We start from the raw sequence: 19,781 nt of genomic DNA, 5'->3' as shown, positions 1-19,781 counted from the left end.
ATGCGCCCCGCGTCATAACGGGCGGTGTCATGCTCAACAAGTATCCCCTGTGGAAGTATCTGCTGATCCTGGCGGTCCTGGCCGTCGGTTTCATCTATTCCGCACCCAACCTCTATCCTGACGATCCGGCCGTCCAGATCAGTGGCGCGAGCACCGCGCTGCAGGTCACCCAGGCCGACGTCGACAAGGCCAGCAAGGCGCTCGCCGATGCCGGTATCGCCGTCAAGGCTGGCTCGCTGGGCAAGAACAGCGGCCTGATCCGTCTGGTCAAGCAGGAAGATCAGTTGCCGGCCAAGGACATCGTCCGCCGCGCGCTGGGTGACGACTACGTGGTCGCCCTGAACCTGGCCCAGACCACGCCGAACTGGCTGCGCAATATCGCCGCCCACCCGATGAAGCTGGGTCTCGACCTGTCCGGTGGTGTGCACTTCCTGCTGGAAGTGGATATGGAGAAAGCCGTCGACGCTCGTATGAAGGTGTACGAGAACGAGGTCAAGAGCGCCCTGCGTAAGGAGCGCGTGCGCTACCGCAGCCTGCCTGTGCAGGACGGCGGCATCCAGCTGGGCTTCACCGAAGAAGCCGACCTGGACAAGGCCAAGTCGATCATCGCCAAGGATTTCCGCGATTTCGAAACCGCCCAGAGCGAGCGTAATGGCATGCAGGTCCTGCGCCTGGCCATGACCGCCACCAAGCTGGCCGAAATCCGCGAATACTCGATCAAGCAGAACCTCACCACCGTCCGCAACCGCGTGAACGAGCTGGGCGTGTCCGAGCCGCTGGTGCAGCGCCAGGGCGCCAACCGCATCGTCGTCGAGCTGCCGGGCGTACAGGACACCGCTGAAGCCAAGCGCATCCTCGGCAAGACCGCCAACCTGGAGTTCCGCCTGGCCGCCGAGCCGGATGCGATCAAGTCCTCCACCGAGACCTTCGATTTCCGCGAGCCGCGTCGCCCGCCGGCGAGCCTGGAGCGGGGCGTGATCATCACCGGTGACCAGGTCACCGACGCCAGCGCCAGCTTCGACGAGAACGGCCGTCCGCAGGTGAACATCCGTCTGGATGGCCACGGCGGCGAGCTGATGAACCGCGCGACCCGCAACAACGTCGGCCGCAGCATGGCTGTGGTGTTCATCGAGCAGAAGCCGATCACCCGCTACACCAAGCAGGTCGTCGACGGCGTCGAGCAGGAAGTCGCTGTTCCGGCGTTCAAGGAAGAGAAACAGATCATCAGCCTGGCGACCATCCAGTCGCCGCTGGGCAACCAGTTCCGCATCACCGGCCTGGACGCCCCGGGCGAGTCCTCGGAACTGGCCCTGTTGCTGCGCGCCGGTGGCCTGGCTGCGCCGATGTACTTCGCTGAAGAACGCACCATCGGCCCGAGCCTGGGTGCTGACAACATCGCCAAGGGTATCGACGCTTCCCTGTGGGGCATGGTCTTCGTTTCCCTGTTCATCATCGTCATCTACCGCTTCTTCGGCGTGATCGCCACCGTCGCCCTGGCCTTCAACATGGTCATGCTGGTGGCGCTGATGTCGATCCTCGGCGCGACCCTGACCCTGCCGGGTATCGCGGGTATCGTGCTGACCATGGGTATGGCGGTGGACGCCAACGTGCTGATCTTCTCGCGGATACGAGAAGAGCTGGCGGCGGGCATGTCGACACAGCGGGCGATCCATGAAGGCTTCAACCGCGCCTTCACCGCGATCATCGACGCCAACCTGACCTCGCTGCTGGTCGGCGGCATCCTCTACGCCATGGGCACCGGCCCGGTGAAGGGCTTCGCCGTGACCATGTCCCTGGGTATTCTCACCTCGATGTTCACTGCCATCATGGTCACCCGCGCAATGGTGAACCTGATCTACGGCGGCCGCGACGTTAAGAAGCTGTGGATCTAAGGGGCCAGAGATGAATATCAAGATCGGTACTATCAACTTCATGGGCGTGCGCAACATTGCGTTCGCCGCGACCCTGCTCCTGACCCTGATCGCCCTCGGCAGCTGGGTCTTCAAAGGCATCAACTTCGGCCTGGATTTCACTGGCGGTACGTCGATCAAGCTGACCTACGAGCAGCCTGCCGACCTCTCCAAGGTGCGTGAGCAACTGGTCGCCGCCGGTTACAGCGAAGCCGTGGTGCAGAGCTTCGGTGATACCCGCGACGTCCTGGTGCGCATGCCCAGCGAAGACCCGGAACTGGGCAAGAAGGTCGCCACTGCGCTGCAGAAGGCCGATGCTTCCAACCCGGCCAAGGTCAATGGCGTCGAGTACGTCGGTCCGCAGGTCGGTGAAGAGCTGCGCGACCAGGGTGGCCTCGGCATGCTCCTGGCGCTGGGCGGCATCCTCCTGTACGTGGGCTTCCGCTTCCAGTGGAAGTTCGCCCTGGGTGCGATCCTCTCGCTGATCCACGACGCCATCATCGTGATGGGCGTGCTGTCGTTCTTCCAGATCACCTTCGACCTGACCGTGCTCGCCGCGGTACTGGCGGTGGTGGGCTACTCGCTGAACGACACCATCGTGATCTTCGACCGGGTGCGCGAGAACTTCCGCGTACTGCGCAAGGCCAGCCTGATTGACAACATCAACATCTCGACCAGCCAGACCCTGCTGCGGACCATCGCTACCTCGGTGTCGACCCTGCTGGCGATCGCCGCTCTGCTGTTCTTCGGCGGCGACAACCTGTTCGGTTTCTCCATTGCCCTGTTCGTCGGTGTGATGGCGGGTACCTACTCGTCGATCTACATCGCCAACGTGGTGCTGATCTGGCTGAACCTGTCCACCGAGGACCTGATTCCGCCGCCGAGCAAGGAAGTCGACGAGCGCCCGTAATAGAGCGTTCCCGGCCTTCCAGAGAAAACTCCCGCTTCGGCGGGAGTTTTCATTTGTAGGTGCTGTGTCACGAAACGGCCGGAACTTTCTTACAAATCGATTGCTCCAAGGCAAGGTAAAGGGCGAGGCCCGAATGAGAAGAAAGACCAGGAGAACCCTATGAACAAGTCGTTGCTAATCGGTACCGTGCTGGGCGCTGTAGGCGTGACTGCCGGTGGCGCTGTGGCTACCTACAGTCTGGTGGACCGCGCGCCGCAATACGCCGAGGTGCTCGCCGTTCAGCCGGTCAAGGAAACCATCAAGAATCCGCGCCAGGTCTGCAAGGACGTGGCAGTGACCCATCAGCGTCCGGTCAAGGACACCCACCAGATTGCCGGTACGGCGATCGGCGCCATCGCTGGCGGCCTGCTGGGCAACCAGATCGGCGGCGGCAACGGCAAGAAGATCGCCACCGTGGCGGGCGCCATCGGCGGCGGCTACGCGGGCAACAAGGTGCAGGAAGGCATGCAGGAGCGTGACACCTACACCACCACCGAAACCCGCTGCAATACCGTCAACGACACCAGCGAGAAGGTTGTCGGCTACGACGTGAAGTACCTGCTCGATGGCAAGGCCGGTCAGGTCCGCATGGACCGCGATCCGGGCTCGCAGATTCCGGTCGACAAGAGCGGCCGACTGATCCTGGGTCAGCAATAAGCAGTCGCCAGGTGTGGAACGAAGAGGGCGCCCGATGGGCGCCTTTTTCTTTGGCTCTTTGTAGGGGCGAGCCTGCTCGCAAATCGCGCAAGGCTATGGCTTCAGGATGGAAAAGCTTCGCGGGCAAGCTCGCTCTGCAGGATTTGCCGTCTCGCAGGCACAAAAAAGCCCGGCAATGCCGGGCTTTTTCTGTCGTGGCTCAGGCTCAGCGCTTGAGCGACGCCGGCAGGTGCGGCTGGATGCTGGTCAGCAGCGCCTTGAAGCACTTGGTGTTGCCAGCGACGATCTGGCCTTTCTCGAGGAACTCGTGACCGCCGGTGAAATCGCTCACCAGGCCGCCCGCTTCCTGGATCAGCAGGGCGCCAGCGGCCATGTCCCACTCGGACAGGCCGAACTCCCAGAAGGCGTCGTAGCGACCGGCGGCGACATAGGCCAGGTCGAGGCTGGCGGCGCCGGCGCGGCGGATGCCGGCGGTCTGGCCGACCAGGCTGCGGAACATGCCCAGGTAGGCGTCCAGGTTGTCCATCTGGCTGTCGCGGAACGGGAAGCCGGTGCCGAGCAGGGCGCCTTCCAGGCTCTTGCGGTTGCTGACGCGCAGGCGACGGCCGTTCAGTGCGGCGCCACGGCCACGGCTGGCGGTGAATTCTTCCTGGCGGACCGGGTCGAGGACCACGGCGTGCTCGAGGCGGCCGCGGTATTTGCAGGCAATGCTGACCGCGTAGTGCGGAACACCGTGGATGAAGTTGGTGGTGCCATCCAGCGGATCGATGATCCACAGGTAGTCGGCGCCTTCGCCGCTGCCTTCGAGCATGCCGCCTTCTTCGCCCATGATCCCGTGGTTCGGGTAGGCCTTGCGCAGGGCGGTGACGATGGAAAGCTCGGCCGCGCGATCGACTTCGGTGACGTAGTCGTTGGCTTCTTTCTCGTTGACCGACAGGGTGTCCAGGCGTTCGATGGAGCGGAAGATCAGTTCACCGGCGCTGCGAGCGGCGCGCAGGGCGATATTCAGCATAGGCTGCATGGAGAGGTCACCTGGGTCGTTAAAGAAAGCCGGACATTCTAGCAGAAAGCCATGGAGTTAATAGAGCGACCTGTCGCCTGCGTGGCGCAAGCCCCACTGCTGCGGTAGGATTCCCTCCCTTTTTCGCTTTTGTGTGGAGTCGCGCGTTGCTCGACAAAATTCGCGTGGTGCTGGTCAACACCAGCCATCCCGGCAATATCGGCGGTACGGCCCGTGCGATGAAGAACATGGGCCTGTCGCGCCTGGTCCTGGTCGATCCGATGGATTTCCCCAGTGGCGAGGCCCGCGCCCGCGCCTCCGGCGCCGATGACATCCTCGATGCGGCCGTGGTCGTTCCCACCCTGGAAGATGCCCTGGCGGGCTGCAGCCTGGTGCTCGGCACCAGTGCGCGAGATCGTCGCATCCCCTGGCCGCTGCTCGATCCTCGCGAGTGCGCCACCACCAGCCTGGAGCATGTCCAGCAGGGTGGCGAGGTTGCGCTGGTGTTCGGTCGCGAATACGCCGGCCTGACCAATGAGGAGCTGCAGCGATGTCAGTTCCATGTGCACATCCCGGCCAATCCCGAGTTCAGCTCGCTGAACCTGGCGACGGCGGTGCAGGTGCTGGTCTACGAGGTGCGCATGGCCTGGCTGGCCGTTCAGGGGCAGCCGACCAAGCAGGAGAAGGTCGAGTCCACTGCCATGCTCAACAGCGTCCCGGTGACGTCGGACGAGCTGGAGCGCTTCTACGCGCACCTGGAGTCGACCCTGGTGGATATCCAGTTCCTTGACCCGCAGAAGCCGCGCCACCTGATGTCGCGCCTGCGCCGCCTGTATGGCCGTGCCGGTGTCAGCAAGCTGGAGATGAATATCCTGCGGGGTATTCTCACCGAGACACAGAAAGCTGCCCGCGGGGAGCTTTCCAAGCGGAGTGATGAAGATGTTTGAGCGTGTACGCGAAGATATCCAGAGCGTATTCCATCGTGACCCGGCGGCGCGCAACGCCTTCGAGGTGCTCACCTGCTACCCGGGTCTGCATGCCGTCTGGCTGCATCGCCTGGCCCATGGCCTGTGGACGTCCGGCTGGAAGTGGCTGGCACGCATGGTGTCCAACTTCGGTCGCTGGATGACCGGTATCGAGATTCATCCAGGTGCGAAGATCGGTCGCCGCTTCTTCATCGATCACGGCTTGGGCATCGTCATCGGCGAAACCGCCGAGATCGGCGACGACGTGACCATCTATCAGGGCGTGACGCTGGGCGGTACCAGCTGGAACAAGGGCAAGCGTCACCCGACCCTGGCAGACGGCGTGGTGGTGGGGGCGGGCGCCAAGGTGCTCGGTCCGTTCACCGTTGGTGCTGGTGCCAAGGTCGGTTCCAATGCTGTGGTCACCAAAGAGGTGCCGCCTGGTGCCACTGTGGTGGGTATTCCCGGCCGCATCATCGTCAAGGATGACGCGGATCAGGCCGCCAAGCGTCAGGCCATGGCAGAAAAGCTCGGGTTCGATGCTTATGGCGTCAGCCAGGACATGCCCGACCCGGTGGCTCGTGCCATCGGCCAGTTGCTCGACCACCTGCAGGCCGTCGATGGTCGGTTGGAAGGCATGTGCAAGGCTCTGACAGCTCTGGGTAGCGACTACTGTGCGAAAGATCTTCCGGTTCTGCGGGAAGAGGACTTCGCGGGAGTCAAGGACGAGGAGAGCAGCAAGTCGGCGCAGTGATGCGCCGGCCCTTGCATTGCTGCTACAATATGCCGCCGTTCGCTGGCTAATTCCGACTAAAGTAATAGGTCTTATAGTTGACTTAAATAGTCGGAAAAGAGCATACTTCCGCCATACCAGCGATTCTTCCGGATTTCCCCATGCGATTGACCACCAAAGGCCGCTATGCCGTCACCGCCATGCTCGATCTGGCGTTGCACGCCCAGCGTGGCCCGGTTTCTCTCGCCGATATCTCCGAGCGCCAGGGTATCTCCCTGTCCTACCTGGAACAGCTGTTCGCCAAGTTGCGCCGTGGCAACCTGGTGGTCAGCGTGCGTGGTCCGGGCGGCGGCTACCAGCTGTCCCGTGACATGACCGGCATCCACGTCGCCCAGGTGATCGATGCGGTCAACGAGTCGGTCGACGCCACCCGCTGCCAGGGTCAGGGCGACTGCCACTCCGGCGATACCTGCCTGACCCACCACCTGTGGTGCGACCTCAGTCAGCAGATTCACGAGTTCCTCAGCGGCATCAGCCTGGCCGACCTGGTCGAGCGCCGCGAAGTTCAAGAGGTCGCCCAGCGCCAGGACGAGCGTCGCTGCTCGGGCACCAAGCCGCTGCGCCTCGACAAGATTGAAGCGTCCGCCATCGATTGAGCGAACGCCCGCCTGTAGGAGTTACCTGATGAGATTGCCGATTTACCTCGACTACTCCGCCACCACCCCGGTGGATCCGCGTGTCGCTCAGAAAATGGCCGACTGCCTGCTGGTTGACGGCAATTTCGGCAACCCGGCTTCGCGCTCCCACCTCTTCGGCTGGAAGGCCGAGGAAGCGGCTGAGAATGCCCGTCGCCAGGTCGCCGAGCTGGTCAATGCCGACCCCCGCGAGATCGTCTGGACTTCCGGTGCCACCGAGTCCGACAACCTTGCCGTGAAGGGCGTCGCGCACTTCTACGCGACCAAGGGCAAGCACATCATCACCTCGAAGATCGAGCACAAGGCGGTCCTGGATACCTGCCGCCAGCTGGAGCGCGAAGGCTTCGAAGTGACCTACCTGGAGCCGACCCCCGAGGGCATCATCACCCCCGCGATGGTCGAGGCCGCCCTGCGTGACGACACCATCCTGGTCTCGGTCATGCACGTGAACAACGAAGTCGGCAGCATCAACGACATCGCCGCCATCGGCGAGCTGACCCGCTCGCGCGGCATCCTGCTGCACGTCGACGCTGCACAGTCGGCCGGCAAGGTGGACATCGACCTGGAGAAACTCAAGGTCGACCTGATGTCCTTCTCCGCCCACAAGGTCTACGGCCCCAAAGGCATGGGCGCGCTGTACGTGCGCCGCAAGCCGCGCGTGCGCCTGGAAGCCCAGATGCACGGTGGCGGCCACGAGCGCGGCATGCGTTCGGGCACCCTGGCGACCCACCAGATCGTCGGCATGGGCGAAGCCTTCCGCATCGCCAAGGAAGAAATGCACCAGGAAATGGCCCGCATCGAAGGCCTGCGCAAGCGCTTCTTCGATCAGGTGCAGGACCTGGAAGAGCTGTACCTCAACGGCAGCCCGACTTCCTATGCGCCGAACATCCTCAACGTCAGCTTCAACTACGTCGAAGGCGAGTCGCTGATGATGTCGCTCAAGGACCTGGCCGTCTCGTCCGGTTCCGCCTGTACCTCGGCCTCGCTGGAGCCGTCCTACGTGCTTCGCGCCCTGGGTCGCAACGACGAACTGGCGCACAGCTCCATCCGTTTCAGCTTCGGCCGCTTCACCACCGAAGAAGAGGTCGATTACGCCGCCAAGAAGGTGGTGGAAGCCGTTTCCAAGCTGCGTGAACTCTCGCCGCTGTGGGATATGTTCAAAGAGGGTGTCGACCTGTCCAAGGTCGAATGGCAGGCCCACTGACCCGCCCCATAGAAGTGAGGATTAGCCATGGCTTACAGTGACAAGGTCATCGACCACTACGAAAACCCGCGCAACGTCGGCAAGCTCAACGCCGAAGACCCGGACGTCGGCACCGGCATGGTCGGTGCGCCGGCCTGCGGCGACGTGATGCGCCTGCAGATCAAGGTCAACGAGCAGGGCGTCATCGAAGACGCCAAGTTCAAGACCTACGGCTGCGGTTCGGCCATTGCCTCCAGCTCCCTCGCCACCGAGTGGATGAAGGGCAAGACCCTGGACGAAGCCGAATCCATCAAGAACACCACCATCGCCGAAGAACTGGCCCTGCCGCCGGTGAAGATCCACTGCTCGGTACTCGCCGAGGACGCCATCAAGGCGGCCGTGCGCGACTACAAGCAGAAGAAAGGTCTGCTCTGAAGCGATTCGGAAGTTAAGGAGTTCCCATGGCCATCAGCATGACCGAATCCGCCGCCAACCACGTTCGCCGCTCCCTTGAAGGGCGCGGCAAGGGCGAGGGCATTCGTCTTGGCGTGCGCACCACCGGGTGTTCCGGTCTGGCCTACGTGCTGGAGTTCGTCGACGAGCTGGCAGCCGAGGATCAGGTCTTCGAGAGCCACGGCGTGAAGGTCATCATCGACCCGAAAAGCCTGGTCTACCTCGACGGCACCGAGTTGGACTTCACCAAGGAAGGCCTCAACGAGGGCTTCAAGTTCAACAACCCGAACGTGCGCGGTGAGTGTGGCTGCGGCGAAAGCTTCAACGTCTGAGGCTGGGTGTGGGTAGTCCCTGTCACTTCGCGCTGTTCGACCTGCAGCCGGGCTTCCGGATCGATCTGGAAGCCCTCGGCAATCGCTATCGTGAGCTGGTGCGAACCGTCCATCCGGACCGTTTCGCCGATGCTTCCGAGCGCGAGCAGCGACTGGCGCAGGCCAAGGCCGCTGAACTCAACGATGCCTACCAGACGCTGAAGAGCGTTCCGCGTCGTGCCCTGTACCTGCTGGCCCTGCGCGGCGACTCGCTGCCGCTGGAAGCCACGGTGCAGGACCCGGAGTTCCTTCTGCAGCAGATGCAGCTGCGCGAGGACCTGGAAGACCTGCAGGAAAGCGCCGATCTCGACGGCGTGGCGCAGTTCAAGCGTCAGCTGAAGTCCGCCCAGCACCGGCTGGAAGAGGATTTCGCCGATTGCTGGGATGACGCCGCCCGCCGCGACCTGGCCGAACGCCTGGTGCGTCGCATGCAGTTCCTCGACAAGCTGGCGCAGGAAGTGCGGCAGCTGGAAGAGCGACTCGACGATTAATCCGCGCGGCCCGCGCCGCGCCCGATAGCCTGATTAGAAACCGCATGGCCCTACTGCAGATCGCCGAGCCCGGACAAACCCCCCAGCCACACCAGCGTCGCCTGGCCGTGGGGATCGACCTGGGCACCACGAATTCCCTGGTCGCTGCCGTGCGCAGCGGCGTCGCGGCTCCGTTGCCGGACGACCGCGGCGAAGTGATCCTGCCTTCGGCGGTGCGTTACCTCGCCGATCGCATCGAGGTGGGTGAGAGCGTTCGCGCCACCGCCTCGCAAGACCCGCTGAACTCCATCATCTCGGTCAAGCGCTTCATGGGCCGCGGCCTGGAAGATGTGAAGCAGCTCGGCGGCCAGTTGCCGTACCGCTTCACCCAGGGCGAATCGCACATGCCCTTCATCGAGACTGTCCAGGGCGCCAAGAGCCCGGTGGAAGTCTCCGCCGAAATCCTCCGTGTCCTGCGTCAGCGCGCCGAGTCCACCCTGGGTGGCGAGCTGGTGGGCGCGGTGATCACGGTACCCGCCTACTTCGACGACGCCCAGCGTCAGGCCACCAAGGACGCTGCGCGTCTGGCCGGCCTGCACGTGCTGCGTCTGCTCAACGAGCCGACCGCAGCCGCCGTTGCCTACGGCCTGGACAAGAACGCCGAAGGCCTGGTCGCCATCTACGATCTGGGCGGCGGTACCTTCGATATCTCCATCCTGCGCCTGACCCGTGGCGTCTTCGAAGTCCTGGCTACCGGCGGCGACACCGCCCTGGGTGGCGATGACTTCGATCATGCCATCGCTGGCTGGATCATCGAGCAGGCCGGCATCTCGGCCGACCTCGATCCGGGCGCCCAGCGCCGTCTGCTGCAGACCGCCTGTGCCGCCAAGGAAGCCCTGACCGATAGCGCCAGCGTTACCGTCGCCTACGACAGCTGGACCGGCGAGCTGACCCGCGCCCAGATGGATTCCCTGATCGACCCGATGATCCAGCGCAGCCTCAAGTCCTGCCGCCGTGCGGTGCGTGATTCCGGCATCGAGCTGGAAGAGGTCAGCGCCGTGGTCATGGTCGGTGGTTCCACCCGCGTGCCGCGCGTTCGCGAGCTGGTGGGCGAGCTGTTCGGTCGCGAGCCGCTGACCGATATCGACCCGGATCAGGTGGTCGCCATCGGCGCCGCCATCCAGGCCGATGCCCTGGCCGGCAACAAGCGTGGCGAAGAGCTGCTGCTGCTGGATGTGATCCCTCTGTCGCTCGGCCTGGAAACCATGGGCGGGCTGATGGAGAAGGTGATTCCGCGCAACACCACCATCCCGGTGGCGCGTGCCCAGGAGTTCACCACCTACAAGGATGGCCAGACGGCCATGATGATTCATGTGCTGCAAGGCGAGCGTGAGCTGGTCAAGGACTGCCGGTCCCTGGCGCGCTTCGAGCTGCGCGGCATTCCGCCGATGGTGGCGGGCGCGGCAAAGATCCGCGTCAGCTTCCAGGTCGACGCCGACGGCCTGCTGGGTGTTTCAGCCCGCGAGCTGTCCTCCGGCGTCGAGGCGAGCATCCAGGTCAAGCCGTCCTACGGCCTGACCGACGGCGAGATCGCCCGCATGCTGCAGGATTCCTTCCAGTACGCCGGCGACGACATGGCTGCCCGTACGCTGCGTGAGCAGCAGGTCGAGGCCCAGCGTCTGCTGGAAGCCGTGCAGTCCGCGCTGGATGCCGATGGCGAGCGCCTGCTCGATGCGGACGAGCGCCTGGTCATCGATGCCGGCATGGACTCGCTGCGCGAGCTGGCTACCGGCGGCGATGCCACTGCCATCGAACTACAGATCAAGCGTCTGTCCCAGCTGACCGACGCCTTTGCCGCGCGCCGTATGGACGCCACCGTCAAAGCCGCACTGGCCGGTCGCCGGCTCAATGAACTCGAGGAATAAGCGAAGATGCCGCAGATTGTCTTTCTGCCCCACGCCGAACACTGCCCCGAAGGCGCCGTGATCGAAGCCCAGCCGGGCGAAACCATCATGAAGGCGGCGCTGCGCAACGGCATTGAGATCGAGCACGCCTGCGAGATGTCCTGTGCCTGCACCACCTGCCACGTGGTCGTGCGCGAAGGCTTCAACTCCATGGAAGCCTCCGACGAGCTGGAAGACGACATGCTGGACAAGGCCTGGGGCCTGGAGCCGGATTCGCGCCTGTCCTGCCAGGCCGTGGTCGGCGAGACCGATCTGGTGGTGGAAATCCCGAAATACACCATCAACCAGGTGTCCGAAGGTCACTGAGGCGGAGCGCTCACATGAGTCTGAAATGGGTTGATGTGCTCGAAATCGCCATCCAGCTGGCCGAATCCAAGCCGGACGTCGATCCGCGCTACGTGAATTTCGTCGATCTGCACCGTTGGGTGCTGGCATTGCCGGAGTTCAGCGACGATCCTTCCCGCGGTGGGGAAAAGGTCCTGGAGGCCATCCAGGCCGCCTGGATCGAAGAAGCCGACTGAGGGCGCGGCTCACTAGAGCCGCGTACCCATTTGTCATGAACCCGCGTATAATTCGCGGGTTTTATCTTTAGGTGAGCTGTCGAAAATTTCCCCGGGGGAATTTTCCAGTCGCCGGCCCTGTCGCAGTCGGGCCGGTTTCGCGGCTTCCGCCCCACGGGCGCAGCGCGCGGCAAACCCTAGAATCGCAGGAGCTCCTGGCCACGCCAGGGGCTTCTTGGCATTACCAACCTTGCTTTTCGGAGTTATTTCCATGGCCCTGCAACGTACCTTCTCCATCATCAAGCCCGACGCCGTTTCCAAGAACGTCATCGGCGAAATCCTGACCCGCTTCGAGAAAGCCGGCCTGCGCGTTGTCGCTTCCAAGATGGTTCAGCTGTCCGAGCGCGAAGCTGGCGGTTTCTACGCCGAGCACAAAGAGCGTCCCTTCTTCAAGGACCTGGTTTCCTTCATGACCTCCGGCCCGGTCGTTGTTCAGGTTCTGGAAGGCGAAGACGCCATCCTGCGCAACCGTGAACTGATGGGCGCCACCGATCCGAAGAAAGCCGACGCCGGCACCATCCGCGCCGACTTCGCCGTTTCCATCGACGAGAACGCCGTACACGGTTCCGACTCGGAAGCTTCGGCTGCCCGCGAAATCGCTTACTTCTTCTCCAGCACCGAGGTGTGCGAGCGCATTCGCTGATCCAGGCGAATGAGCGAGGGTGAATCCATGACTGATACCGCTGTAAAGGCCAACCTGCTGGGCATGACCAAGCCCCAGCTCGAGGAATTCTTCGAGTCCATCGGTGAAAAGCGCTTCCGCGCCGGCCAGGTGATGCAATGGATTCACCACTTTGGCGCCCTGGAATTCGGCGCCATGACGAACGTCGGCAAGGCCTTGCGCGAAAAGCTCGAGGCCGTTGCCGAAATTCGTCCTCCGGAGATCGTCAGCCAGGACATTTCTGCTGACGGTACCCGCAAGTGGGTGGTGCGCGTGGCCTCGGGCAGTTGCGTCGAGACCGTGTACATCCCGCAAGGCGGCCGCGGCACCCTGTGCGTGTCGTCGCAGGCCGGTTGCGCGCTGGACTGCAGCTTCTGCTCCACCGGCAAGCAAGGCTTCAACAGCGACCTGACCTCCGCCGAGATCATCGGCCAGGTGTGGATCGCCAACCAGTCGTTCGGGACCATCCCGGGCAAGATCGACCGTGCCATCACCAACGTGGTGATGATGGGCATGGGCGAGCCGCTGCTGAACTTCGACAACGTCGTGACCGCCATGAGCATCATGATGGAAGACCTCGGCTACGGTATTTCCAAGCGCAAGGTGACCCTGTCCACCTCTGGCGTGGTGCCGATGATCGACAAGCTCGCCGAGGTCACCGACGTGTCCCTGGCCCTGTCGCTGCACGCACCCAACGACGAACTGCGCAACAAGCTGGTGCCGATCAACAAGAAGTACCCGCTCGAGATGCTGCTCGATTCCTGCTACCGCTACATCACGCGCCTGGGCAAGGAGCGCGTGCTGACGATCGAGTACACCCTGCTGGCCGGCATCAACGACCAGCCCGAGCATGCTGAGCAGCTGATCGCACTGCTCAAGGATTTCCCTTGCAAGATCAACCTGATTCCGTTTAATCCGTTCCCGCATTCCGGTTACGAGCGTCCGAGCAACAATGCCATTCGCCGTTTCCAGGACATGCTGCACAAGAGCGGCTTCAACGTGACCGTTCGTACTACCCGTGGCGACGATATCGATGCCGCCTGTGGTCAGCTGGTAGGCCAGGTGATGGACCGCACCCGCCGCAGCGAACGCTATATTGCCGTACGTCAGCTGGCGGCCGATGCCGACCAGACCGCGCCAGCTACCAACCGAAACTGAACTAGGGAGGATTCCGATGACCCTGCGCGCCGCGCTGTGCTTACTGTTGGCAACCGTGCTGACGGGTTGCGTGACGACTGGTAAACAGGATCCTCTGAAAACCGAGAAGGGCCGGGACGAGGCGCGTGACGCCTATATCCAGCTCGGTATCGGTTACCTGCAGATGGGCAACACCGAGCAGGCCAAGGTGCCGCTCCGCCAGGCCCTGGATCTCGACTCCTCCAGCGCCGATGCCCACGCTGCCCTGGCCGTGGTCTATCAGGTCGAGAAAGAGCCCAAGCTCGCCGAGAGCGAGTTTCGCAAGGCGTTGTCCTCGCGCTCGGGCGATGCGCGCATCCTGAACAACTACGCGGGCTTCCTGTTCGAGCAGAAGCGTTATCAGGAAGCCTACGACACCTACATGAAGGCCACCGAAGACGGCCTCTATTCCGAGCGTTCGCGCATCTTCGAGAATCTCGGCCTGGTGAGCATGAAGCTCAACAACCGCGCTCAGGCCAAGGAGTACTTCGAGAAGGCCATTCGCCTGAACCGCAATTCGACGGGTGCGCTGCTCGAACTGGCTGACCTGACCTACCAGGACCGCGAGTACGTGCCGGCTCGCAGCTACTACGAGGAATACCTCAAGCGGGGCCCGCAGACTGCGCGCAGCCTGCTGCTGGGGATTCGACTGGCAAAGATCTACGACGACCGGGATACCGCTGCCAGCTACGGGCTGCAACTCAAGCGCCTGTATCCCGCTTCTCCTGAATACCAGGCATACCAGGCGGATAAATGATGAATACGTCGCAGTCCGATGTCATCGGCACGACCCGCGCCAACCCTGGCGAAACCCTGCGCCAGGCGCGCGAGAACAAGGGCTGGAGCACCGCTCAGGTCGCCGGCCAGCTGAACCTGACCGAGAACGCCCTGCGTTCGCTGGAGCAGGGCTCGTTCGAGCAGTTGCCGGGCCACACCTTCGCCCGTGGTTACATCCGTGCCTACGCCAAGCTGCTGGGCATGGACCAGGCCCAGATGGTCACCGCCTTCGACCAGTACACCGGCACCGACGCCACCGGCAGCAACGTCCAGGCACTCGGTCGCGTGGTCGAGCCGGTACGCCTGTCGCGCAACCTGCTGCGCCTGTTCAGTCTGGCGCTGCTGGCCGTGCTCATCGGGTTCGGCTACTTCTGGTGGCAGGAGCGTTCTGCGCGCCCGGCCGAGACCGGCAGCCTGAACATGGAGCACGTCGAGGTCGAGAGCGCCGACGGCACCACCGAAATCCATACCCTCGACGAGCCGGAAGACCAGGCTGTTGCCGAGGACCAGGCCAATACTCCGGCGCTTCCCAGCGAGCCTGCCGGCGACAACGGCAGCGCCGAGGCTCCGGCCGAAGGCACTCCACCGGTCGCTGCCAACCCGTCAGAACCGGGCGCCCCGGCCGTTGCCGAAACCGCTCCGGCCCAGGCTCCTGCAGTTCCGGCTCAGCAACCGGCTGCACAGCAGCCCGTCGCTCCGGCCAGCCCTGTTGCTCCGGTTGTCCCTGTGGCTCCGACCGAGGCGCCTGCCGCTCCGGTGGTCGCTTCTGCAGGGCAGGGCGTGGTCAAGGTTCAATTCAGCGCCGATTGCTGGACCCAGGTGACCGATGCCGACGGCAAGGTCGTCCTCGAGGGTCTCAAGCGCAAGGGTGATTCGCTGGAAGTCGCCGCCAAGGCGCCGGTCCAGCTGCGCCTGGGCTTCGCCCAGGGCGCCCAGGTCAGCTACAACGGCCAGCCGGTCGAAGTCACGCCGGCGCGCGGTGGCACCGCTCGCCTGAAGTTGGGTGGACAGTAAGATGCATTGCGAGTCTCCGATCAAACGTCGCCTTTCCCGCAAGATCTGGGTAGGTAACGTGCCGGTGGGTGGGGATGCCCCCATCGCCGTGCAGAGCATGACCAACACCGATACCCTCGATGTGGCCGCCACCGTCGCCCAGATTCGTCGTCTGGAAGACGCAGGCGCGGACATTGTCCGTGTCTCCGTGCCGGACATGGACGCCGCCGAGGCGTTCGGCAAGATCAAGCAGCAGGTCAAGGTGCCGCTGGTTGCCGACATCCACTTCGACTACAAGATCGCCCTGCGCGTGGCCGAACTGGGCGTCGACTGCCTGCGCATCAACCCGGGCAACATCGGTCGTGAAGACCGCGTGAAGGCCGTGGTGGATGCCGCCCGCGAGCGCAATATCCCGATCCGCATCGGCGTCAACGCCGGTTCGCTGGAGAAGGACCTGCAGAAGAAGTACGGCGAGCCGACCCCTGAGGCGCTGCTGGAATCGGCCATGCGTCACGTCGATCACCTCGACCGCCTGGACTTCCAGAACTTCAAGGTCAGCGTGAAGGCCTCCGACGTGTTCATGGCCGTCGCCGCCTACCGCCTGCTGGCCAAGCAGATCGAACAACCCTTGCACCTGGGCATCACCGAAGCCGGTGGCCTGCGTTCGGGCACCGTGAAGTCGGCCGTCGGCCTGGGCATGCTGCTCGCCGAGGGCATCGGCGACACCATTCGCATCTCGCTGGCCGCCGACCCGGTGGAAGAGATCAAGGTCGGCTTCGACATCCTCAAGTCGCTGCGCCTGCGCTCCCGTGGCATCAACTTCATCGCCTGCCCGAGCTGCTCGCGGCAGAACTTCGATGTGGTCAAGACCATGAACGAGCTGGAAGGCCGCCTGGAGGACCTGCTGGTGCCGCTGGACGTTGCCGTGATCGGCTGCGTGGTCAACGGCCCGGGCGAAGCCAAGGAGGCCCACATCGGCCTCACCGGCGGCACGCCGAGCAACCTGATCTACATCGACGGCAAGCCGGCGCAGAAGCTGCAGAACGATAACCTGGTGGATGAGCTGGAACGGCTGATCCGCGAAAAAGCGGCCGAGAAGGCCGAGGCCGACGCCGCACTCATCGTGCGCGGCTGACCGCAACAAGGATCTTAAGTGAGCAAGTCCCTGCAAGCCATCCGTGGCATGAACGACATCCTGCCGGACCAGACCCCGGCCTGGCGCTATCTGGAACGCACCTTCGCCGGCCTGCTGGACCGCTACGGCTACAGCGAGATCCGCCTGCCGATCCTCGAGTTCACCGAGCTTTTCGCCCGCGGCATCGGCGAAGGCACCGACGTGGTCGACAAGGAGATGTACACCTTCCTCGACCGCAACGGCGAATCCCTGACCATGCGTCCGGAAGGCACTGCGGGCTGCGTGCGCGCCGTGCTGGAGCATGGCCTGTCGGGCGGTGGCCAGGTACAGAAGCTGTGGTACACCGGCCCGATGTTCCGCTACGAGAAGCCGCAGAAAGGCCGCTACCGCCAGTTCCACCAGATTGGCGTTGAAGTCTTCAACTTGCCCGGCCCGGATATCGACGCCGAGCTGATCATCCTTACCTGGCGCCTGTGGCAGAAACTGGGCATGGCCGACGCCGTGACCCTGCAGCTGAACACCCTGGGTTCCAGTGAAGCTCGCGCGCGCTATCGCGACGACCTGGTGGCCTACCTGCAGGAACGCTTCGAGCAACTGGACGAAGACAGCCAGCGTCGCATGACCACCAACCCGCTGCGCATTCTCGACAGCAAGGTCGCGAGCACCCAGGCCCTGCTGGTCGGCGCGCCGAGCCTGCACGACTACCTGGACGAAGAGTCGATCGCCCACTTCGAGGGCCTGAAGGCCCGCCTGGATGCGGTCGGTCTGCGCTACGAGATCAACCAGAAGCTGGTGCGTGGCCTGGACTACTACTGCCGCACTGCTTTCGAGTGGGTCACCGACAAGCTCGGCGCCCAGGGCACCGTCTGCGGTGGGGGCCGCTACGACGGCCTGGTCAGCCAGTTCGGCGGCAAGCCGACTCCGGGCGTGGGCTTCGCCATGGGCGTGGAACGCCTGGTGCTGCTGCTGGAAACCCTGGGTGTGGTGCCTGCCGAGCTTAACCGCCCGGCCGACCTCTACGTCTGCGCCTTCGGCGAGCCGGCAGAGCTGGCTGCGCTGACCCTGGCCGAGCAGCTGCGCGAGGCCATTCCGGGCCTGCGCCTGCTGGTCAACGCCGGTGCCGGCAGTTTCAAGAGCCAGTTCAAGAAGGCCGACAAGAGCGGCGCACAGTTCGCAATGATTCTGGGTGACGACGAACTGGCCAACCGCGTGGTAGGTTTCAAGCCCCTGCGTGGCGAGGGCGAACAACAGAATATCGCCTGGGATGCTCTGCCCGAGCACCTGGCTGCCTGCCTCAAGCAGGCCTGAATCGAGCGGATAGGAGTATTGGGGTGAGTAACCGTACCGAAGAAGAACAGATCGCTGACATCAAGGACTGGTGGCAGCGTAACGGCATGCCCCTGCTGACCGGCGCCGCTCTGGCGCTGATCGTGGTGTTTGGCTGGCAGGCCTGGAAAAAGTACCAGAACAACCAGTCTCAGGGCGCCTCGATCATTTACCAGGCCCTGCTGGAAACCGCGCTGAACCCGGCCGGCAAGCCCGACACCGCCAAGGTCGCCGAGCTCGCTGGCAAGCTGAACACCGACTTCGCCGGCACTCCGTACGCCCAGTACGGCCGCCTGTTCGTCGCCAAGGTTGCGGTGGACAGCGGCAAGCTGGATGACGCCGTCCTCGAGCTCAAGGCCGTGGTCGACAAGCCGGTTGACGCCACCCTCGGCGAGCTGGCGCGCCAGCGCCTGGCACGTGTCCTGGCTGCCCAGGGCAAGGCCGAAGACGGTCTGAAGCTGCTCGACGGCAACGTCGACAAGGCCTACGTCGCCACTCGCGAAGAACTGCGCGGCGACCTGCTGCTGCAGCTCAAGCGCAACGACGACGCCCGTGTCGCCTACGAAAAGGCCAAGGCTGCCCTGCCGGAAGACGCTGCCGTTGGCGCCCTGCAGATGAAACTCGACGACCTGGCCAAGGGAGACGCCTGAGATGTTGCGTTGGAAACACGTTGCACTGCTGGCACTGACCCTGATGGCTGTGGGTTGCAGCAGCAATAGCAAGAAAGAACTGCCACCGGCCGAGCTGACCGACTTCAAGGAAGAGGTCCGCCTGGAGAAACAGTGGAGCCGTTCGGTCGGTGACGGCCAGGGCGACCTGTACAACCTGCTCGAGCCCGCCGTGGATGGCCAGACCATCTACGCCGCGTCTGCCGAAGGCCGCGTCATGGCCATGCAGCGCGAAACCGGCGAAGTGCTGTGGAAGAAAGACCTCGATCTGCCGATCTCCGGCGCCGTCGGTGTGGGCAGCGGCATGGTCCTGCTGGGTACCCTGCGTGGCGACGTGATCGCCCTGGATTCCGGTTCGGGCGAGCAGAAATGGCGCGCCAAGGTCACCAGCGAAGTGCTGGCTGCCCCGGCCACCAACGGTGATGTGGTGGTGGTGCAGACCCAGGACGACAAGCTGATCGGCTTCGACGCCTCCACCGGCAACCAGCGCTGGATCTACGAAGGTACCGTACCGGTGCTGACCCTGCGCGGCACTGGCGCTCCGCTGATCGCGGGCCGTCTGGCCCTGGCCGGTCTGGCCAGCGGCAAGGTCGTTGCGGTGGACGTGGAGCGTGGTCTGCCGGTCTGGGAAGCGCGCGTTGCGATTCCTCAGGGCCGTTCCGAGCTGGACCGCGTCGTGGATATCGACGGCGGCCTGCTGCTGGTCGACAACGTTCTCTATGTCGCCAGCTACCAGGGCCGCGCTGCGGCGCTGGACGTAGGCACCGGCCGCGTACTCTGGCAGCGTGAAGCTTCCAGCTACGTCGGCGTCGCCGAAGGTACCGGCAGCGTGTTCATCAGCCAGTCCAGCGGCACCGTCGAAAGCCTCGATTCCCGTGGTTCGTCCTCGCTGTGGAGCAACGACGCCTTGGCTCGCCGCCAGCTGTCCGCTCCGGCCGTGCTGTCGAGCAACGTGGTCGTTGGTGACCTGGAAGGTTACGTGCACCTGCTGAGCCAGGTGGACGGTCGTTTCGTTGGCCGCGAGAAGGTCGACGGTGACGGCGTGCGGGTTCGCCCGCTGGTAGTCGGCAGCTGGATGTACGTGTTCGGCAACAGCGGTAAGCTGGCCGCCTACACGATTCGCTAAGCTGAGTGT

Annotated in this window: 22 protein-coding genes; 21 read left to right on the top strand and 1 reads right to left on the bottom strand. The window is 64.0% G+C overall.

All coding sequences use genetic code 11. The annotated features are described in order from the left end of the window. Positions 1-29 precede the first annotated feature (29 nt). The 3 genes from secD (at position 30) to IB261_RS23580 (ending at position 3,516) form a co-directional block, all read left to right on the top strand. Positions 30-1,892, top strand: coding sequence for a protein translocase subunit SecD (gene secD, locus IB261_RS23590; protein WP_081515992.1), 1,863 nt, complete (start codon positions 30-32; stop codon positions 1,890-1,892). Between the two features lie 10 nt (positions 1,893-1,902). Beyond that, the gene (gene secF / locus IB261_RS23585; RefSeq protein WP_081515990.1) at positions 1,903-2,820 is read left to right on the top strand and encodes a protein translocase subunit SecF; all 918 of its coding nucleotides are present in this window, start codon (positions 1,903-1,905) and stop codon (positions 2,818-2,820) included. Between the two features lie 159 nt (positions 2,821-2,979). After that, the gene (locus IB261_RS23580) at positions 2,980-3,516 is read left to right on the top strand and encodes a glycine zipper 2TM domain-containing protein (protein ID WP_081515989.1); all 537 of its coding nucleotides are present in this window, start codon (positions 2,980-2,982) and stop codon (positions 3,514-3,516) included. 205 nt (positions 3,517-3,721) lie between these two features. Here IB261_RS23580 and suhB read toward each other — a convergent pair whose 3' ends face one another. Next, positions 3,722-4,537, bottom strand: a complete 816-nt coding sequence (gene suhB / locus IB261_RS23575) for a type III secretion system regulator SuhB (protein ID WP_081515987.1) — start codon at positions 4,535-4,537, stop codon at positions 3,722-3,724. 146 nt (positions 4,538-4,683) lie between these two features. On the opposite strand from suhB, the gene trmJ reads away from it, so the two are divergent. From trmJ to bamB, 18 genes are all read left to right on the top strand, one after another. Then, entirely contained in the window at positions 4,684-5,463 is a 780-nt protein-coding gene (gene trmJ, locus IB261_RS23570; RefSeq protein WP_017522296.1) for a tRNA (cytosine(32)/uridine(32)-2'-O)-methyltransferase TrmJ, read from the top strand. Further along, positions 5,456-6,235 (top strand): serine O-acetyltransferase, encoded by a 780-nt coding sequence (gene cysE, locus IB261_RS23565; protein ID WP_081515983.1) that lies wholly within the window; start codon positions 5,456-5,458, stop codon positions 6,233-6,235. Before trmJ ends, cysE begins: the two co-directional genes overlap by 8 nt. 140 nt (positions 6,236-6,375) lie before the next feature. Then, on the top strand, positions 6,376-6,870 hold the full coding sequence (iscR, locus tag IB261_RS23560) for a Fe-S cluster assembly transcriptional regulator IscR (RefSeq protein WP_017522294.1): 495 nt from the start codon (positions 6,376-6,378) through the stop codon (positions 6,868-6,870). A gap of 28 nt (positions 6,871-6,898) precedes the next feature. Continuing rightward, on the top strand, positions 6,899-8,113 hold the full coding sequence (locus IB261_RS23555; protein WP_081515981.1) for an IscS subfamily cysteine desulfurase: 1,215 nt from the start codon (positions 6,899-6,901) through the stop codon (positions 8,111-8,113). A 27-nt stretch (positions 8,114-8,140) separates the two neighbouring features. Further along, the gene (iscU, locus tag IB261_RS23550) at positions 8,141-8,527 is read left to right on the top strand and encodes a Fe-S cluster assembly scaffold IscU (protein ID WP_015478505.1); all 387 of its coding nucleotides are present in this window, start codon (positions 8,141-8,143) and stop codon (positions 8,525-8,527) included. A gap of 26 nt (positions 8,528-8,553) precedes the next feature. After that, a complete protein-coding gene (iscA, locus tag IB261_RS23545; RefSeq protein ID WP_017522292.1) occupies positions 8,554-8,877 on the top strand; it encodes an iron-sulfur cluster assembly protein IscA in 324 nt (107 codons plus the stop codon). Positions 8,878-8,885: 8 nt separating this feature from the next. After that, complete coding sequence (gene hscB, locus IB261_RS23540) at positions 8,886-9,407, top strand: co-chaperone HscB (RefSeq protein ID WP_081515979.1); 522 nt, start codon at positions 8,886-8,888, stop codon at positions 9,405-9,407. 44 nt (positions 9,408-9,451) lie between these two features. Beyond that, entirely contained in the window at positions 9,452-11,311 is a 1,860-nt protein-coding gene (gene hscA / locus IB261_RS23535; RefSeq protein WP_192381035.1) for a Fe-S protein assembly chaperone HscA, read from the top strand. 6 nt (positions 11,312-11,317) lie between these two features. Then, entirely contained in the window at positions 11,318-11,656 is a 339-nt protein-coding gene (fdx, locus tag IB261_RS23530; protein WP_081515975.1) for an ISC system 2Fe-2S type ferredoxin, read from the top strand. Between the two features lie 14 nt (positions 11,657-11,670). Next, positions 11,671-11,871 (top strand): Fe-S cluster assembly protein IscX, encoded by a 201-nt coding sequence (gene iscX / locus IB261_RS23525; protein ID WP_017522288.1) that lies wholly within the window; start codon positions 11,671-11,673, stop codon positions 11,869-11,871. Between the two features lie 250 nt (positions 11,872-12,121). Then, positions 12,122-12,553: a nucleoside-diphosphate kinase gene (gene ndk / locus IB261_RS23520; RefSeq protein WP_024762960.1), complete on the top strand. Its 432-nt coding sequence runs from the start codon at positions 12,122-12,124 to the stop codon at positions 12,551-12,553. A 27-nt stretch (positions 12,554-12,580) separates the two neighbouring features. Continuing rightward, positions 12,581-13,729, top strand: a complete 1,149-nt coding sequence (rlmN, locus tag IB261_RS23515; RefSeq protein ID WP_081515973.1) for a dual-specificity RNA methyltransferase RlmN — start codon at positions 12,581-12,583, stop codon at positions 13,727-13,729. A 16-nt stretch (positions 13,730-13,745) separates the two neighbouring features. Continuing rightward, positions 13,746-14,504 (top strand): type IV pilus biogenesis/stability protein PilW, encoded by a 759-nt coding sequence (gene pilW, locus IB261_RS23510; protein WP_081515971.1) that lies wholly within the window; start codon positions 13,746-13,748, stop codon positions 14,502-14,504. Continuing rightward, positions 14,501-15,538 (top strand): RodZ domain-containing protein, encoded by a 1,038-nt coding sequence (locus IB261_RS23505; RefSeq protein ID WP_167523222.1) that lies wholly within the window; start codon positions 14,501-14,503, stop codon positions 15,536-15,538. The genes pilW and IB261_RS23505 overlap by 4 nt, the downstream gene beginning before the upstream one ends. A gap of 1 nt (position 15,539) precedes the next feature. After that, positions 15,540-16,652, top strand: a complete 1,113-nt coding sequence (ispG, locus tag IB261_RS23500) for a flavodoxin-dependent (E)-4-hydroxy-3-methylbut-2-enyl-diphosphate synthase (protein ID WP_017522283.1) — start codon at positions 15,540-15,542, stop codon at positions 16,650-16,652. Between the two features lie 18 nt (positions 16,653-16,670). Next, positions 16,671-17,960 (top strand): histidine--tRNA ligase, encoded by a 1,290-nt coding sequence (gene hisS, locus IB261_RS23495; protein ID WP_192381036.1) that lies wholly within the window; start codon positions 16,671-16,673, stop codon positions 17,958-17,960. A gap of 23 nt (positions 17,961-17,983) precedes the next feature. After that, complete coding sequence (locus IB261_RS23490; RefSeq protein WP_081515965.1) at positions 17,984-18,628, top strand: YfgM family protein; 645 nt, start codon at positions 17,984-17,986, stop codon at positions 18,626-18,628. 1 nt (position 18,629) lies between these two features. Continuing rightward, the gene (gene bamB, locus IB261_RS23485; protein WP_081515963.1) at positions 18,630-19,772 is read left to right on the top strand and encodes an outer membrane protein assembly factor BamB; all 1,143 of its coding nucleotides are present in this window, start codon (positions 18,630-18,632) and stop codon (positions 19,770-19,772) included. Positions 19,773-19,781: the final 9 nt, after the last annotated feature.

Source organism: Pseudomonas sp. PDM20 (genome assembly GCF_014852575.3).
GTDB lineage: Bacteria > Pseudomonadota > Gammaproteobacteria > Pseudomonadales > Pseudomonadaceae > Pseudomonas.
The sequence above is the reverse complement of the archived record's forward strand: the minus strand, read 5'-3'. Positions and strand labels throughout refer to the sequence as shown.